Genomic DNA, 17,570 nt, shown 5'->3' on the forward strand with positions numbered 1-17,570 from the left:
TAAAGCCATTAAATGCTCCGCTCACTCAGCATTGCCAATTACGCCCTGATACAAAGCTTGGAAATGAAGCCAAGCCAGTTTCTAAACATGATCACCGGCGAAACCGGAGCAGGGAAATCCATCATGTTGGGTGCTGTTGGACTGCTGTTAGGAAATAGAGCCGACACAAAAGCACTGCTCAACCCGGACAAAAAGTGTGTTGTCGAAGGTAATTTCGGAATCGGAAGTTATGGACTGGAGGATTTTTTCAAAAATGAAGACCTTGATTTTGATCCTGAATGCATCATCAGAAGGGAAATCAGCCCGAACGGTAAATCTCGGGCATTTATCAATGATACTCCTGTAAAGCTAGAAACCTTGAAAGACCTTGGTAAGGCACTGATGGATATCCATTCCCAACATGATAACCTGCAACTCGGAGAAGGTGAATATCAATTGGACTTGGTAGATGCATTTTCAAAAAGCCATCAAGAAAAAGCTTCTTATTTATCCACTTTCAGGTCATTCCAGTCTGCAAAAAAGGCATTTGAAAAGCTAAGTCAAGAAGCTTTGGAAATGAAGAAAGAAGCTGATTTCAATAGATTTCAGCTCGAAGAACTTTCTGAAGTAAGGCTTCAGGAAGGGGAACAAGCTGACTTGGAAAGTGAGCAGGAAATCTTGGAAAATGCAGAGGACATCAAATCAAAAATTCTGGAAGTCCTTTCCCAAATGGAAGACGAGCAATTTGGCGCCTTGAAGCTTTTGGCTTTGGCCAATCAAGGTGTACAACAGCTTTCAAAATATGCGCATAGATTTGAGACCTATGGTGAACGATTTCAAAGCGTTTTGATTGAATTGAAAGATATCGCAGCAAGTCTCGAAGAAGAGGATGGACAGATTGAAGTTGATTTTGCAAAGCTTGAGGCTGTCAGGATGAGGTTAAGCAAAATTTACCACCTGCAGAAAAAACATGGCTTGGATACAGTGGAAGCACTGATCGCTTTGGAAAACGAACTGGCCGACAAAGTCTTTTTGGTGGAGAATCTGGATGAAGAACTGGAGAAACTGAAAAAAGCCAAAGAAGCTGCAGAGAAAGAATTGACCGAAAAAGGCAAAGCCCTTTCCGAAAAAAGGAAATCAGCATTTCATCCATTTGCCTCCCAACTTGCAAAACTTTTGCATCAATTGGGTATGGAAAATGCGCAGGTTGAGTTTTCACATCAGCAAGTTTCTCCAACCAAAACTGGAATGGATCAGATTGATATCCTTTTTTCAGCCAATAAAGGAGTCAAACCACAGGCATTGAAACAGGTGGCCTCAGGTGGTGAATTTTCCAGATTGATTTTTGCCATCAAGTATATCATGGCTGATAAAATGGCACTGCCGACTTTGATTTTTGATGAAATAGATACAGGTGTTTCGGGTGAAATCGCCCTTCAAATGGTCCGGATGATGCAGGACATCGCCAAACAGCACCAAGTCATCTGCATCAGCCATTTGCCACAGGTGGCTGCCAAAGGCGACCAACATTACTTTGTATTTAAAGATAATAGTTCGGACAAGACAATCAGTAAAATCAAACTTTTGGAAGGTGAAGAAAGAATCCTAGAAATCGCCAAAATGATAGCAGGCGCCAATCCATCCGTAAATGCTTTTGAAAGCGCGAGGGAGTTGTTGGGGAGTTAATTGATAAAGGGTTGTAATTGTTCTAATGGTTGTAATTGTTGGTCGGTTAATTGGTTATTTGGTTAATGGTTATTTGGTTAACTGATCTTTGCCCTTGTTCCTTTTTTCCTCTTACCTTTCACCTCTCACCATATACTTATACCTCACTTCTTCGTATTTGAAACTTTGTACTTGGTACTTGATACTAGGTAACTACCCTTAATGAACCACCCCCCATATCTCCATATCTTATTTTTTTCCTTATTTTTACACAATATTTGACCAAATCAAAAGAACATATCATGCCAGAGAATTTATTGAAAGGAAAACTCGGAATAATCACAGGAGCTTTAGATGAAAACTCCATTGCTTGGAAAGCAGCACTCAAAGCACACGAACAAGGTGGAAGGTTTGTATTGACCAATGCACCTATCGCCATGAGAATGGGAGCTATAAAGGAATTGGCAGAGCAATGCAACACCATCGTCATCCCTGCAGACGCCACTTCTTTGGAAGATATCGAAAAACTATATACCGAAGCCCGTGAGTATTTGGGTGGTAACTTTGACTTTTTGCTTCACTCGATTGGTATGTCCCCAAACATCCGAAAAGGACGCTCCTATGGCGACCTCAATTACGAATGGGCAGCAAAATCCTATGATGTCTCTTCTGTATCTTTTCACAAAATGATGCAGGTGGCAGAAAAGATGGACGCCATGAACGAATGGGGTTCTATCCTTGGACTTTCCTACATTGCCGCACAAAGAGTTTATCCTTTCTATACAGACATGGCTGATGCCAAAGCACTTTTGGAAAGCATCGCAAGAGGTTATGGATACAGATATGGAAAGCTGAAAAAAGTTCGGGTTAATACCATTTCCCAATCCCCTACCAAAACTACGGCAGGAACAGGAATCGGCGGATTCGATACCTTCTATAATTTTGCAGATTCCATGTCACCACTTGGAAATGCTTCAGCTGAGGCATGCGCTGATTATATCATTACCATGTTTTCAGATTTGACCAGAATGGTCACCATGCAAAACCTCTTTCATGACGGCGGTTATTCCAATACAGGGATTTCTGAAGATATCATGAACAAGTTTATGGACCTTTAAAAACGAAAACTTGTTTCACATTTAATTGGAACCAAAATAGAAATCAAGATGCCGATTCCCGTAAAAAAATAAGAGCTGATTAATTTCAGCCCTTATTTTTTTTGAATTCAACCATTTCTAAAACCAATCCATTTGCAGGAGCAGCAACTGAAATGGAACTTGTTTGGTCTGAATCCAAGGCATTTTTCAAATCTTCTAATGTTATTTTTCCCAATCCCAAGTCCATCAAAGCCGCCATCATTATCCTAACCTGATACCTGAGAAAGCCTTTTCCTTTGACGGAAAAAGTGAAGGCTTTTTCCGGAATAAGGCCGCTGCCCGCTTGGGCATGTTGAAAAATCTCCAATGAGTAAACCTCCCTGACATAATCGTCTGTCACTTTATCGACGGAGCAAAATCTGCGGAAATCATGTTTCCCAACAAAAAGTTTTGCACCCTTTTTCATCAAATCAAGATCAGGTATTCCTTCAAAAAATGTCAGGTTTCCTGCCGCAAATGGGTGAAATTTTTCTCCAATCGCAAAGTGATAACGGTATTCCTTCCAAGCGACATCCTGAATAATATTAAAGGTCAATGGTACGGGATGAAACTCTAATAGCCTTATATCTGAAGACAAAATTGAATTTAATGCATCAAGAAGATCGGGAGAGATTTCATGTTTCAAAAACAACTCGAAGGCCCCACGATTACAGGAAACCCCGGTATCTGTCCTGCTTGCTCCAAGGATGGTAAAATCCTCATGACTCAAGACATACCGGAAAGCTTTCTCCAATGAACTTTGAATTGTTTTGACTCCGGGCTGCTTTTGCCAACCGTGATACCGAAGTCCTAAATATTGCAGGTAAAAAAGATAAGTGAATGGTCTGGTTTGCATTTTGGAATACTGGGGAAATGACAAATAAAGGGATCATGCTTTCCAAATACAAAACCCTCCAAAAGATTTGAACTTTTGGAGGGTTTATCAAAAGATTTAATTATTTCTAGTTTAAATATTAGCCGCCAGCCAATCCCCCACTTCCGAGGTCTTATATGCTTTTCCGCCCTCGGCGATGTCTTCTGTAACGATTCCTTCAGCCAATGATTTATTGACCACATCAGAAATGGCTTTTGCTTCATCTCTCATATCGAATGCATACTCAAACATCATCGCTGCCGAAAGTATCGTGCCCAATGGATTTGCGATGTCCTTGCCTGCAGCTTGCGGATAAGAACCGTGTATGGGTTCAAAAAGCTTGTTGTCAGTACCCAATGAGGCAGAAGGCATCAAACCCATAGAACCCGATATCACTGAGGCTTCGTCTGTCAGGATATCTCCAAACAGGTTTTCAGTGATCAACACATCATATGCTTTTGGCCATTGGATCAAACGCATGGCGACTGCATCTACAAATTCATATTCCACTTTGACATCAGGATATTCCGGAGCCAATTCCTGCACAGTCTCTCTCCAAAGTCTGGAAGTAGCCAAGACATTGGCTTTGTCCACACAGGTCAATAATTTCCTTCTCTTTTGGGCAGCTTCAAAGCCCATTCTTGCCAGCCTTGTGATTTCTTCTTTGGAATAAACATTGGTATCAAATGCTTTAGTACCCTGCTCGTTTCTTCCACGGGGTTCACCAAAATAAATCCCACCGGTCAACTCCCTAAAGAAAACCAAATCCACCCCTTCGATCCTATCCAATTTCAAGGGAGATTTATGTACCAAAGAAGGAAAAGTAAAAGTCGGACGTACATTGGCAAACAATCCCAATTTCTTTCTCATTGCCAATAATCCCTGTTCAGGTCTTACTTTGGCTTTTGGATCATTGTCGTATTTGGGATCACCTATTGCTCCAAAAAGTACAGCATCCGCTCTCAAACAAACCTCGTGCGTCTCATCCGGGTAGGGATTGCCGGTAAGGTCAATCGCAGCAGCCCCTACGGGTGCCTCCTCAAAATGGATGGTATGACCAAATTTCTTAGCTACAGCATTTACTACTTTGACTGCCTGTGCAATCACCTCCGGGCCTATGCCGTCACCCGGCAATAGCGCTATATTCATTTCCATAGAAATTCTTTTTATCTAGTTCAGGGTTTTCATCCGGGATAGTTCCGATTCCCGGCTCTGTATTTTTTATTTTTTCAATGATGTTCAGCATTTTTTCTGTCGCCTTCAATGCAGCAACAGTCTGATCGCTGTCCAAGCCTTTGGTTTTGAATATCTTTCCAAAATCCCAGGTAATGACTGTTTCCACAAATGCATCAGTCTTTCCTCCGGGAGGAATGGTCACACTGTAATTGGTCAAAACCGGCAATTCTTTATTCAAAGATTTATAAATCTTTTTCAATGCCTTCATGAAAGCATCGTATTGACCATCTCCTGAAGATCCTTCTTCATAGCTTTCTCCGTTGATGTTGATCTTCAATTGAACGGTGGGTCTCAAGCCCTTTGAATGGCTGAGGTTGTAACCTTCAATGAATATATCATGGGAGATGGAGTTGTTCTGCAGCACATCAGAAATGATATAAGGCAAATCTTCTGTGGTCACGCGTTCTTTCTTGTCCCCCAATTCTATTATCCTTTGGGTGACCTTTGTCAGTTCGTCGGGTTCTAGAGAAATTCCCAATTCCTGCAGATTTTTGACAATATTGGCTTTTCCTGATGTCTTACCCAAAGCATATTTCCTTTGTCGGCCAAAGCGCTCGGGAAGCAAATCATTGAAATAAAGATTTTTCTTATTGTCCCCATCGGCATGAATTCCGGCAGTTTGGGTAAACACATTTTCACCTACTACCGGTTTGTTGGCAGGGATATGCTGACCGGAAAATTGCTCTACCAACTTGCTGACGCGATAGATTTTGTTCTCTTTGACGTTCAGCTTAAAGTCTGTAAAGTCCTTCAAAACCGCAATGACAGATTCCAATGGCGCATTACCTGCCCTTTCCCCCAATCCATTAACCGTTGTGTGGATACCGCCTACGCCGTTATAAATTGCCTCGAGCACATTGGCCACGGACAAATCATAGTCGTTGTGTGCGTGAAAATCAAAATGGGTATCGGGATATTCACTTGTAATCAGCTTGAGAAAATGGGACACTTCTCTGGGATTGAGCAATCCCAAGGTATCAGGAAGCATGATTCTCCTAACCTGAAGCTGTACCAATACGCCAATCAAATCCATGGTGTAATCCATGGAATTTCTCATGCCATTGGACCAATCTTCGAGGTAAACGTTGACCGAAATACCATTTTGGCGGGCATAGAGCACGCTTTTTTCAATATCCTTGAAATGTTGCTCCGGGGTTTTCCGAAGCTGATGGGTCAGGTGATTGAGAGAGCCTTTGGTCAAAAGGTTGAGAACCTTCCCGCCGGCTTCCTTTATCCAATTGATAGAATCAGGGGTATCGACAAAACCTAACACTTCTACCCTATCCAGATATCCTTTTTCGGCAGCCCATTGGGTAATCCTTTTCACCCCTTCCATTTCCCCTTCAGAAACCCGGGCAGAAGCCACTTCGATCCTATCCACCTTCATTTCATCTAATAGCAGTTTGGCTATCTGAAGTTTTTCTGAAGGAAGAAAGGAAACTCCCGAGGTCTGTTCTCCATCCCTCAGAGTGGTATCCATGATTTCTATTTTCCTGTGATGACCCATTTTTTGGAGTTTGGCACAAAGTTTACAAACGCGTGCTGCTGGATTTAATATTTAAGAAAAATGAATAAAATTCACTTACCTGTTTTCGGCGAAAGCAGCAATTTCATCCTTGATATTCAAGAGATAATCTATGTCGTCGAAACCGTTTTTCATGTTTTCCTTTTTGTAGGAATTGATGTCAAAAGATTCAGATGCTCCTGTGCTGAGCAATGTGATTTTTTGTTTGTCGATATCTATTTCAACTTCTGTCTTTGGATCCGCGTCAACAGCTTTAAACAAAACCTCTGCAAATTCGGGACTGATGGTTACCGGCAAAACACCGATGTTCAAACAGTTATTTTTGAAAATATCAGCAAAGAAACTTGAAACAACTGCCCTGAATCCATAATCATAGATTGCCCAAACTGCGTGCTCACGGCTGGAACCAGAACCGAAGTTTTTTCCTGAAAGGAGAATTTTCCCTGAATAGGTAGGATCGTTGAGTACAAAATCCTTTTTGGGATTTCCTTCTACATCATATCTCCAATCCCTGAACAGGTTGTCTCCGAAACCTTCCCTTTCGGTCGCTTTTAGAAAGCGGGCCGGAATGATTTGGTCCGTGTCGACGTTTTCGGCAGGTAAAGGAACAACTGTGCTGGTAAGTATATTGAATTTATCGTAAGCCATTTTTTCTTTCTTTTTGATTAAAATACTTCCCTTGGATCTGCTATTACGCCAGTTACGGCTACCGCTGCGACCGTGAGTGGACTGGCCAAAAGCGTTCTTGCACCCGGACCTTGTCTTCCTTCAAAATTTCTGTTGGAAGTAGATACCGCATATTTACCTGAAGGAATTTTGTCGTCATTCATGGCAAGACAAGCTGAACAGCCCGGTTGTCTCAATTCGAAACCGGCATCTTCCAATATTTTTACCAAACCTTCTTCATGCGCCATTTTCTCTACTTCTCTTGATCCTGGAACAATCCAAGCGGTAATGTTAGCGGCTTTTTGTTTTCCTTTGACAAAGGCAGCCACCGATCGGATGTCTTCTATGCGACCGTTGGTACAGCTTCCTACGAAGACGTAATCCACTTTTTTTCCTTTGATTGGTTCACCCGGGGCAAAACCCATGTATTCCAAAGATTTGAGATAGGAGATTTTGTTGCTTCCTTCCATTCCTTCAGTTGTCGGGATGTTGCCTTTGATTTTGATACCCATACCAGGATTGGTTCCATAAGTGATCATAGGCTCGATGTCAGCGGCATCGAAAGCATATTCTTTGTCAAAAACAGCACCTTCGTCAGTTTTCAGCGTTTTCCAATAAGCCACAGCTTTGTCCCACGCTTCACCTTTTGGTGCATACTGTTTTCCTTTGAGGTAGGCAAATGTAGTTTCGTCAGGAGCTATCAAACCTCCACGGGCACCCATTTCGATACTCATGTTGCAGATGGTCATTCTTGCTTCCATACTCAGGCTTCGTATAGCCGAACCTGCATATTCCACAAAGTAACCTGTTGCACCTGCGGCAGAAATCTTGGCAATGATATAGAGAATGATGTCTTTGGAAGTCACTCCGGCGCCCAATTCACCATCTACAGTGATTCTCATTTTTTTGGCTTTGGTCTGCATGATGCATTGAGTCGCCAAAACCATTTCCACTTCGGAAGTTCCGATTCCAAATGCAATCGCTCCAAAAGCGCCATGAGTAGAAGTATGGCTATCTCCGCAGACGATGGTCATTCCCGGTTGGGTTATGCCTAATTCGGGACCAATCACATGGACGATACCATGGTGGTCTGAACCCAAATCATGCAGTTCTATGCCATACTTTTTACAGTTTTCCCTCAGTTTTTCAACCTGCATACGGGAAAGCTTGTCCTTGATGGTTTTGTCCTGATCGACAGTAGGTACATTGTGGTCTGGCGTGCCGACTGTTCTGTCGGGATGAAGAACACCAATGCCTCTTTTTTCCAGATTCAGAAATGCTACCGGGCTTGTCACTTCATGGATAAAATGCTTATCAATGAAGAAGACATCAGGACCATTGGGCACGGAACGCACCACATGTGAATCCCAGATTTTATCGAATAATGTATTTTTTTCCATCTTAACTTACGGTACAATCACTTTGTCTTTGACAGGTATTTTGTTCAGGGCATCCACAAATGCCTGTGCTGAAGCCAATACGATATCTGTATTAGATGCAAAACCATAATAAGGTCTGTCACCCTGGATAATCCTCATGTGTACTTTGGCAACATCATCGCTTCCATGTGTTATCGCTTGGATGAGGAATTCCTCCAGCTCAATCTGTGGTTTGACAATTGATTCAATTGCTTTCAAAACCGCATCCACAGGACCGTTGCCGGTTGAGTCTGCCTCAAAATTTTTCTCCCCTACCTTCAGTTCTACATGGGCTTTGATTTCACCGTTTGACTGGTAACTTACTTTCCCAAGTTCAATAAAAGAGGAACCATCCATAAATTTCCCTACAAGAGAAAGTAAATCCTTGGTACCGATATCTCTTTTGGAATCAGCCAAAAGCAAAAACTCCTCATATACTTCCCTCAAAGGTTCCCCTTCAAGCTCCACGCCCAAGGCATCCAAATGGTGCTTGAGTGCTGCCCTGCCGCTTCTCGCAGTCAGGACAATGGTAGATTCATGAACGCCAACTTCTTTTGGGTCGATGATTTCGTAATTTTCTCTGTGCTTAAGGACGCCATCTTGGTGGATGCCGGAGGAATGGGCAAATGCATTTCTTCCTACTATCGCTTTGTTGGGCTGCACCGGCATGTTCATCAACTTTGAGATCAACCTGCTTGTCCCATAGATCAATTCGGTCTTGATATTGGTATGAACCGGAATGGCATGGTGGCACTTGATGGCCATGACCACTTCTTCCAAAGAGGTATTCCCCGCACGCTCCCCAATGCCATTGATCGTAAGTTCTGCCTGCCTTGCACCGTTTTGTACACCTGCTATGGTATTGGCAGTGGCCATTCCCAAATCATTGTGGCAATGTGTGGCAATAATCGCTTTGTCGATATTCGATACGTTTTCTTTCAGGTAGCGGATGATCGCGCCGTATTGCTCAGGAAGACAATAACCGGTAGTATCCGGGATATTGACTACCGTTGCTCCGGCTTTGATCACTGCTTCAATGATTTTTGCAAGGAATGGCAACTCAGCCCTTCCTGCATCCTCAGCGTAGAATTCAACATCCTCGACGAAGCTTTTTGCATATTTCACCGCCCTGACACCTCTTTCGATGATGTTGTCAGGAGTGGATCTCAGCTTGAATTGAATATGGTAAGGGGACACTCCGATGCCTGTATGGATTCTTCCTTTTTTGGCATACTTCAAAGCATCGGCAGCGACTTCTATGTCTTTCTCCACTGCCCTTGAAAGGGCGCAGATGATAGGATTAGATACAGCTTTGGAAATTTCTACTACCGAATTGAAATCGCCTGGACTGGAAATTGGAAATCCTGCCTCGATGATATCAACCCCAAGTTCTTCTAAAGCTTTCGCCACCACTATCTTTTCCTGGGAGTTTAACTGACATCCCGGTACCTGCTCTCCATCCCGGAGGGTAGTATCAAATATCCATAGCTTTTCACTCATAATTATCTCAGTTATTTTCTGGTCTCAATTTTCTGACAGTAGCGCCTGCTTGCCACATTTCAGAATCTCTCAATTCTTTCAATTCAACTTCCAATTTTTCTCTGTAATCAGGCTTGCTATTAGAGTCAATTGATTTTTGCGCTTCTTTTCCGGATTTTACACTGTTATATAATTCCTCAAAAACAGGCTTGGTGGCATCTCTGAAAGGTTTCCACCAGTCCAAAGCACCTCTTTGGGCAGTTGTGGAGCAATTGGCATACATCCAATCCATTCCGTTTTCGGCTACCAATGGCATCAAGCTTTGAGTCAATTCTTCCACTGTTTCGTTGAATGCTTCAGATGGCGTATGTCCATTTGCTCTCAACACTTCGTATTGCGCAGCAAATATACCCTGAATCGCTCCCATCAAAGTACCTCTTTCTCCTGTTAGGTCAGAAGTTACTTCTCTGTAGAAATCTGTCTCAAACAAATACCCTGAACCAACCCCGATACCCAAGGCAACTACCCTGTCTTTGGCTCTGCCTGTTCCGTCTTGGAAAATGGCAAAGGAAGAATTCAAACCACGGCCTTCGACGAACATTCTTCTCAAAGAGGTACCCGATCCTTTTGGAGCAACCAAGATTACGTCCACGTCAGCAGGAGGGATAATTCCTGTTTTTTCCTTGTAAGTGATCCCAAATCCATGGGAGAAATAAAGGGCTTTTCCAGGAGTAAGGTATTTTTTAACGGTCGGCCAAAGTGCAATCTGACCGGCATCAGAAAGAAGGAACTGAATGATAGTGCCTTTTTCGCAAGCTTCTTCCAATTCAAACAAAGTCTCACCCGGTACCCAGCCATCAGCAACAGCTTTGTCCCAAGTTTTGGAGTTTTTCCTTTGTCCGACGATGACATTGAAACCGTTGTCTCTCAGGTTGAGCGCTTGGCCGGGGCCTTGCACGCCATATCCCAATACCGCAATGGTTTCATCCTTCAATACTTCTCTTGCTTTCTCCAAAGGAAATTCCTCTCTGGTGACTACGTTTTCTTCTACTGATCCGAATTTCAGTTTCATAGTGTGATAAATTAGGTTTGATTATTTAAATATTCTGTGATGGAAAATTTGGGTTTGGCGATCGCCACCCTTCCCGAACGGGCAAATTCCAACAGGTTGAATGGTTTTAGAATTTCTAACAATGCCTGGGTATCTTCTTTGTGACCTGTAAATTCCAAGACTACAAATTCTTTTTCTGCCGCAATGATATGGGCATTGAATTGCCTGATGACTTTCTCAAGGCTTGGATCCAAACTCTCGATCGGGATTTTGTACAATGCGATTTCCTGATATACTACTTCATGATCCATGAAGTAATACACCTTGATCACATCCACTACTTTTTCGATCTGTTTTGAAAGCTGTTTGATTTGGTCATCGGTCACGGTGACCTCAATGGTGATTTTATGGATACCATCCAAGCGGCTTTCCGATGCTGTCAACGCATCAATATTTATTCCTCTTCTGGTGAAAATGATAGTGATACGGTTAAGTATCCCTATAAAATTTTCGGTATATACTAATATGGTATATCGGTTCATAAATTCAGTTTCATTCCTAGCTTAACCTTACCTCTTCAACCGAGCAGCCGGTCGCAATCATCGGAAACACGTTGTCTTCTTTCTCCACGACAACTTCAAGGAAAAACGGTCCTTCATGCAAAATCATTTGGGCAACTGCCTCCTTCAACTCGTGTCTCTCTGTCACTTTCACTGCTCTGAGTTTGTAGGCTTCAGCTATTTTGATAAAATCAGGATTTTCAAGTTCTGTAAAAGAATACCTTTTATCAAAGAAAAGCTGCTGCCACTGCCTTACCATTCCAAGGTAATTGTTGTTAAGAAGGACTACTTTGACAGGTGCTTTGGTCTGCATGATGGTTCCAAATTCCTGGATGGTCATCTGAATCCCTCCGTCCCCAACCACACAGATTACCTGTCTTTTGAAATCATGTAACTGCGCTCCCAAAGCTGCAGGAAGTGCAAATCCCATTGTACCCAGACCACCTGAAGTGACTTGGGTTCTTGATTCTTTGTAATTAAAATACCTCCAGGAGATCATTTGGTGCTGACCTACGTCCGTCACGAGAATGGCGTTTTCATCCTTGAACTGATTGATCAATTGGATGACTTCTCCCATATGCAAGCCACCATGGGTAGATTCCAGGTCGTAGGACATGACGGCTGCTTTTTCCTCTTTGTCCAATTCCCTGAATTTTTCAAACCACTCATGATGGGTATTGGAGTTGACCGCATCGGTCAACAAGGGTAAGCTTTGCTTGCAATCCCCCAAAACAGGAACTGCGCATTTTACATTTTTATCAATCTCCGATGGATCCAATTCCAGATGGACAACTTGGGCTTGCTTTGCATACCGCTTCAAGTCACCGGTAACTCTGTCATCAAACCTCATCCCGATGGCAATCAGCACATCACATTGGTTGGTCAGAAGATTCGGTGCGTAGTTGCCATGCATCCCAAGTTTGCCGACATAGGAAGGATGATCCTGTGAAAGGGCACCCGAGCCAAGAAGCGTGGAGGCTGCCGGTATTCCTGATTTATCCAAAAATTCTTTTAGCTCTTTTTCAGCATTGGCAAGGATGACACCTTGTCCGTAAAGCACATAAGGTCTTTTTGCATCATTGATCAATTGGGCTGCAGCGGCTATGGCTGTAGGATTGATCTTGACATAAGGTCTGTAGGACCTTATCCCGAAACAAGGTTCATAATTGAATTCACCGAACTCAACCTGAGCGTTTTTGGTGATGTCCACCAGTACTGGTCCAGGCCTACCTGTCTTAGCAATATGAAATGCCTTGGCAATGGCAGGAGCAATATCCTCCACCCTTCGGACCTGAATATTCCATTTGGTACCGGGCATAGATAGCCCGATCACGTCAGTCTCCTGAAAAGCATCTGAACCCAAAAGGTGGGCCGCTACCTGCCCTGTAATGCAGACTAGAGGAGTGCTGTCGATCTGAGCATCAGCCAGACCTGTGATCAGGTTGGTAGCACCAGGACCTGAAGTCGCAAGCACGACTCCAACATTTCCGGAAACCCGCGCATAACCCTGCGCAGCATGGATTGCTCCCTGCTCGTGACGTGTCAGCACATGCTTGATCTGATCGCTATAATCATACAAAGCATCATAAACCGGCATAATTGCTCCACCGGGATAACCGAAGATGAATTCTGCATTTTCGGCGATCAAGGATCTCACTACGATGTCTGCTCCTCTAATCATAGAATTGGATAATTTAAAATTACTTGTCTGTCACACATCCTTCCGATGCGGAGGACACGAGTTTATTGTATTTTTTTAGTGTACCCTGCAGGTCACTCAAATCCTTATTTTTCCAATGCTTCTTCCTTTCCGCCATTTCAGCATCACTGACCGCACAGCTCAAAGTCAGGGAGTCCGCATCAATGGTGATAATGTCACCGTTTTGAAGAAGACCAATAGGTCCACCGGAATATGCCTCGGGAGTCACATGTCCAACCACAAACCCGTGTGTTCCACCTGAGAACCTTCCATCAGTAATCAAAGCAACATCTGAACCCAATCCTGCACCGATAATCATGGAGGTAGGCTTCAGCATTTCAGGCATTCCCGGACCGCCTTTTGGGCCGATATAGCGGATGACGATAACTTCTCCTTTATTGACCAATTTATTTTTGATCCCCTCGTTGGCTTCCAATTCAGAATCAAAAACATGGGCAGGACCTGTAAAGGATTTTCCTTCTTTACCTGTGATTTTGGCAACAGCTCCCTCGGGTGCAAGGTTGCCTTTCAAAATACAAAGGTGCCCTGTCTCTTTCAAAGGCGTTTCTAAAGGATGGATTACATTGACCATCGATGGCACCACAGGCTCAATGTCAGCAAGATTTTCTGCAATGGTTTTTCCGGTAACTGTCATACAGTCGCCATGAAGCATGCCATTATTCAATAAATATTTCATAAATGCAGGAAGTCCTCCCTGCTCAAAAAGATCTTCCATGAGAAATTTTCCGGAAGGCTTGAAATCACCCAACAATGGAGTCGCCTGGTTTACTCTTTCGAAATCTGCAAGCGTAAAATCCACTCCTGCTGTTTTGGCAATAGCTAAAATATGTAATACAGCATTGGTACTTCCTCCAAGGGCAACTGCCACCCGGACTGCGTTTTCAAGGCTTTTCTTGGTGACGATATCCTTCGGCTTGATATCTTTTTCCAAGAGGATGGAGATGTATTTGGAAATATCCCTGCACTCAGCCATTTTTTCATCGGCAGTGGCGGGAGTCGATGAACTGTATGGCAAAGACATGCCCATTGCTTCAATGGCTGAGGACATGGTATTGGCGGTATACATCCCACCACAGGCGCCGGCACCCGGACAGGCATTCTCAATCACTCCCTGATAATCCTGATCGCTGAGTTCACCCTTTACCCTTTTGCCATAGGCCTCAAAGGCGGATACAATGTTCAGTTTTTCCCCTTTGTAATTTCCGGAACGGATAGTCCCCCCATAGACCATGATCGATGGCCTGTTGATCCTTAACATCCCCATGATGGCTCCCGGCATGTTTTTATCACAGCCGGCCACGGCGACACAAGCGTCAAAAGAATGGCCAAGGATAAAGGATTCAATGGAATCGGCAATGATCTCTCTCGACACCAATGAATACCGCATCCCGGAGGTTCCCATAGAAATTCCATCAGAAATCCCGATGGTATTAAAAACCAAACCGGTCAGACCATGAGCTCTTGTAGCTTCCTTGATCAGACCGGCAAAGTCATTGAGGTGCATATTGCAGGGGTTACTTTCATAGCCACAACTCGCTATCCCTACAAAGGGCTGGTTCATCTGTTTATCAGACATTCCCGTGGCATATAGCATGGCTTTTCCTGCGGGATGTTCTTCATTCTGACTGATTTCCCAACTGTGTTTTTTCAAACTCATGGTTACTTCAGGTTGGTTTAATAGGTTTATAAAAAAAGTGCCCCATCATCTGAGGCACTTAACATTGTATGGTTGTAGGTCAAATATGTCAGGTGCCTCAGTGTTTATTACAAATGAGAATAATAAAGCTTAGAGGAGTGACTATTTGAAACATGTGGTGTGGTTCTTTTTTGTTTGGCTAACGTGCTACAATATTAAACCTCTATTTCCAGAGATACAATATTTAATTTCATTTTTTATGCCAAACATATATTTATAATGAATGAAAAAGTTTTATGTATAGTATTTTATTTGGCAAAATGGACATATGTAAAACTTTTACCTATCCTAGACTCATATTTATTCACAAATCAAAAGAATGTATTGATTTCACATATCACTAACCAAAAGTTAATTTTTTTGAATTTTTTTCAAAAGAAAAATAATCAGGTATCAAATTCAACAATGGATATGGATAATTACTATTCAACCCCCGACGAGCAAAAAAAACAACGTAACCGAATCGGGAACCTTATTTTCACAATTTGTCAGAATACCAAAAAATTCATCACCCTAAGTGGAGAAGGAATCAGCAAATCCAATTTTAAATTCTAATTTCAAAGCTGAAAAATTCGATTCAAAAACCAACAAAACCTATTTTCTCTCATGATTTCATTTCCAAATGCCAAGATCAACCTAGGACTTCACATCACCGCCAAGAGGAAAGACGGTTACCATGACATAGAAACCTGCATGGTCCCTATCCCGCTGTATGATGCCTTGGAAATGATCCTGTCAAATAAAACGGTGTTTGATACTTCCGGACTTTCCATTCCCGGAGAGGGGAAAGATAACCTGATCTTGAAAGCCTTGAAATTGTTGAGGAAAGATTTCAATGACCTACCAAATGTCCATATCCATCTGCACAAAAATATCCCCATGGGGGCGGGATTGGGGGGAGGTTCTGCTGATGCTGCTTTTGCGCTGACGCTGATGAACAACATTTTTGACCTGCATCTGGAAAACTGGTTTTTGGAAGACTATGCAGCACAGCTTGGAAGTGACTGCGCTTTTTTTATCGACAATACCCCAAAAATCGCAACCGGGAGAGGCGAAATCATGGAACCTGTCGAAGTAGACATCAAAGGAAACCACCTATTGCTCGTCAAGCCTCCCATCCATATCGGCACCAAAGAAGCGTATGCAGGAGTAATTCCCACAAAACCGGAGAAGGACCTTGCCAAAATCCTAAAGGACAAAACTGTTTGGAAAACCGAACTGCAAAATGATTTTGAGATAAGCATCTTTCCCCAATATCCTGAATTGGCAGCTATCAAAAAATCCTTGTATGACATGGGTGCATACTATGCCGCGATGTCCGGTTCAGGTTCTACGGTTTTTGGATTGTTTGACAACAAGCCTGAGGCAAAAGAATGGGACAAGGAATATTTCGTTTTTGAAGGAGTGTTGTAAATTGAAATGGGATTTTCCCTTGCCCTTGGCTTGACTCCATTTTCCAATTGGAGAAACCCCATAAATGCAGGAAAGTCAGTGAGGATTCTGACTCGGTGAAGGCTCGAATTCAAGCTATTAACTTTAAAGGATTATATTCCCGTAAATTCATAACTTTAAAGGATTACATTCCCGTAAAGTCAGGAATTTGTACTTAAAAAGCACGACGACCTTGGGAAATCTCCCCCTGTTGGGCTAAGATCCCAACATTCTCTTGGCCATTCTCCTTTTTAAAATGTAATTATATATCGGATAGATCAGCACTGAAATCAAGATAATCACCGTCCCGTAATAGAATCCCGGTGTCATTTTTTCCCTTTCTCCCAATATCAACACCGCAAGGATAATTCCATAGACAGGCTCAAGATTCACGGTCAGGTTGACTGCAAAAGCGGTAATCCTCCGCATCAGTTCAACCGAAACAGAAAAGGCGTATACCGTACAGATTCCACTCAAAATCAACAACCACAACCAATCCATCGGTGCAGGGATGAGCTGAAGCCCATTTTCGGCAAAGAAAAAAGCATAGACCGGAAGCATCATGAATGCAAAAACACAGGCTCCAAGCATCTCATAGAATGTCAGGACATATGGACTGTGTCTTTTGGTAAGCCTTCCGTTGATGACCGAAAACAATGCCCCCATCAGCGCCGCACCGATCGCCATCGACAATCCCAACCAATATCCCCACTCAAATCTGAAAATCACATAAATCCCCGATATCACCAGTAGTCCCAAAAAAACTTCAAATCCTTTGATCTTTTTCTTGTTGATTATTGGCTCGAGAAATGCCGTCCAAAGAGAAGTCGTCGCCATCCCTGCCAAGCAAACTGAAGCCGTAGAAACCCTTGCCGCCCAGAAAAACAGAATCCAATGGATAGAAATAAGGAAGCCTGTGCCGATGATTTTGATCAGCTCGGATTTGGAGACCCTAATGGAAGTTTTTTTCCAAAGGAAAATAAGTCCCAACATGGCAGAAGCAATAAGCGTCCTGTAAAACACCAATTCAATGGAAGCGATACTGATCAATATCCCGAGAATGGCAGTAATGCTCCAGATTGCCACGATAAAATGAAGCATGAGGTAATCCTTCACAGATGCATTTTCTGTCAT

14 protein-coding genes are annotated in these 17,570 nt (G+C 42.9%); 3 read left to right on the forward strand and 11 right to left on the reverse strand.

All coding sequences use genetic code 11. The features are described 5' to 3' along the window. The first annotated feature begins 12 nt into the window (after window positions 1-12). A complete protein-coding gene (gene recN / locus DQW11_RS15985) occupies window positions 13-1,665 on the forward strand; it encodes a DNA repair protein RecN (RefSeq protein WP_113925106.1) in 1,653 nt (550 codons plus the stop codon). Between the two features lie 281 nt (window positions 1,666-1,946). After that, complete coding sequence (locus tag DQW11_RS15990; RefSeq protein WP_113925107.1) at window positions 1,947-2,762, forward strand: enoyl-ACP reductase FabI; 816 nt, start codon at window positions 1,947-1,949, stop codon at window positions 2,760-2,762. An 85-nt stretch (window positions 2,763-2,847) separates the two neighbouring features. Here the strand turns inward: DQW11_RS15990 and truA are convergent, their stop codons facing one another. The 10 genes from truA to ilvD all read right to left on the reverse strand — a co-directional run bounded on the left by truA (window position 2,848) and on the right by ilvD (window position 14,966). After that, window positions 2,848-3,636, reverse strand: coding sequence for a tRNA pseudouridine(38-40) synthase TruA (truA, locus tag DQW11_RS15995; RefSeq protein WP_113925108.1), 789 nt, complete (start codon window positions 3,634-3,636; stop codon window positions 2,848-2,850). A 111-nt stretch (window positions 3,637-3,747) separates the two neighbouring features. After that, window positions 3,748-4,809: a 3-isopropylmalate dehydrogenase gene (gene leuB, locus DQW11_RS16000; RefSeq protein WP_113925109.1), complete on the reverse strand. Its 1,062-nt coding sequence runs from the start codon at window positions 4,807-4,809 to the stop codon at window positions 3,748-3,750. Next, the gene (locus DQW11_RS16005; protein WP_113925110.1) at window positions 4,778-6,397 is read right to left on the reverse strand and encodes an alpha-isopropylmalate synthase regulatory domain-containing protein; all 1,620 of its coding nucleotides are present in this window, start codon (window positions 6,395-6,397) and stop codon (window positions 4,778-4,780) included. The genes leuB and DQW11_RS16005 overlap by 32 nt, the downstream gene beginning before the upstream one ends. 75 nt (window positions 6,398-6,472) lie before the next feature. Next, window positions 6,473-7,063: a 3-isopropylmalate dehydratase small subunit gene (gene leuD, locus DQW11_RS16010; RefSeq protein ID WP_113925111.1), complete on the reverse strand. Its 591-nt coding sequence runs from the start codon at window positions 7,061-7,063 to the stop codon at window positions 6,473-6,475. Between the two features lie 17 nt (window positions 7,064-7,080). Beyond that, a complete protein-coding gene (gene leuC, locus DQW11_RS16015) occupies window positions 7,081-8,481 on the reverse strand; it encodes a 3-isopropylmalate dehydratase large subunit (protein WP_113925112.1) in 1,401 nt (466 codons plus the stop codon). Between the two features lie 6 nt (window positions 8,482-8,487). Then, entirely contained in the window at window positions 8,488-9,999 is a 1,512-nt protein-coding gene (locus DQW11_RS16020) for a 2-isopropylmalate synthase (RefSeq protein ID WP_113925113.1), read from the reverse strand. A 7-nt stretch (window positions 10,000-10,006) separates the two neighbouring features. Then, the gene (ilvC, locus tag DQW11_RS16025; protein ID WP_113925114.1) at window positions 10,007-11,050 is read right to left on the reverse strand and encodes a ketol-acid reductoisomerase; all 1,044 of its coding nucleotides are present in this window, start codon (window positions 11,048-11,050) and stop codon (window positions 10,007-10,009) included. Between the two features lie 11 nt (window positions 11,051-11,061). After that, a complete protein-coding gene (gene ilvN, locus DQW11_RS16030; protein WP_113925115.1) occupies window positions 11,062-11,571 on the reverse strand; it encodes an acetolactate synthase small subunit in 510 nt (169 codons plus the stop codon). A 16-nt stretch (window positions 11,572-11,587) separates the two neighbouring features. After that, window positions 11,588-13,270 (reverse strand): biosynthetic-type acetolactate synthase large subunit, encoded by a 1,683-nt coding sequence (gene ilvB / locus DQW11_RS16035; protein WP_113925116.1) that lies wholly within the window; start codon window positions 13,268-13,270, stop codon window positions 11,588-11,590. 19 nt (window positions 13,271-13,289) lie between these two features. Beyond that, window positions 13,290-14,966 (reverse strand): dihydroxy-acid dehydratase, encoded by a 1,677-nt coding sequence (gene ilvD, locus DQW11_RS16040; RefSeq protein WP_113925117.1) that lies wholly within the window; start codon window positions 14,964-14,966, stop codon window positions 13,290-13,292. A gap of 645 nt (window positions 14,967-15,611) precedes the next feature. Between ilvD and ispE the strand changes: the two genes are divergently transcribed. Beyond that, on the forward strand, window positions 15,612-16,418 hold the full coding sequence (gene ispE, locus DQW11_RS16050) for a 4-(cytidine 5'-diphospho)-2-C-methyl-D-erythritol kinase (RefSeq protein ID WP_113925119.1): 807 nt from the start codon (window positions 15,612-15,614) through the stop codon (window positions 16,416-16,418). A 234-nt stretch (window positions 16,419-16,652) separates the two neighbouring features. Here the strand turns inward: ispE and DQW11_RS16055 are convergent, their stop codons facing one another. Further along, window positions 16,653-17,570, reverse strand: coding sequence for a DMT family transporter (locus tag DQW11_RS16055; protein ID WP_113925120.1), 918 nt, complete (start codon window positions 17,568-17,570; stop codon window positions 16,653-16,655).

It is taken from the genome of Cognataquiflexum aquatile, assembly GCF_003316845.1.
Lineage (GTDB): Bacteria > Bacteroidota > Bacteroidia > Cytophagales > Cyclobacteriaceae > Cognataquiflexum > Cognataquiflexum aquatile.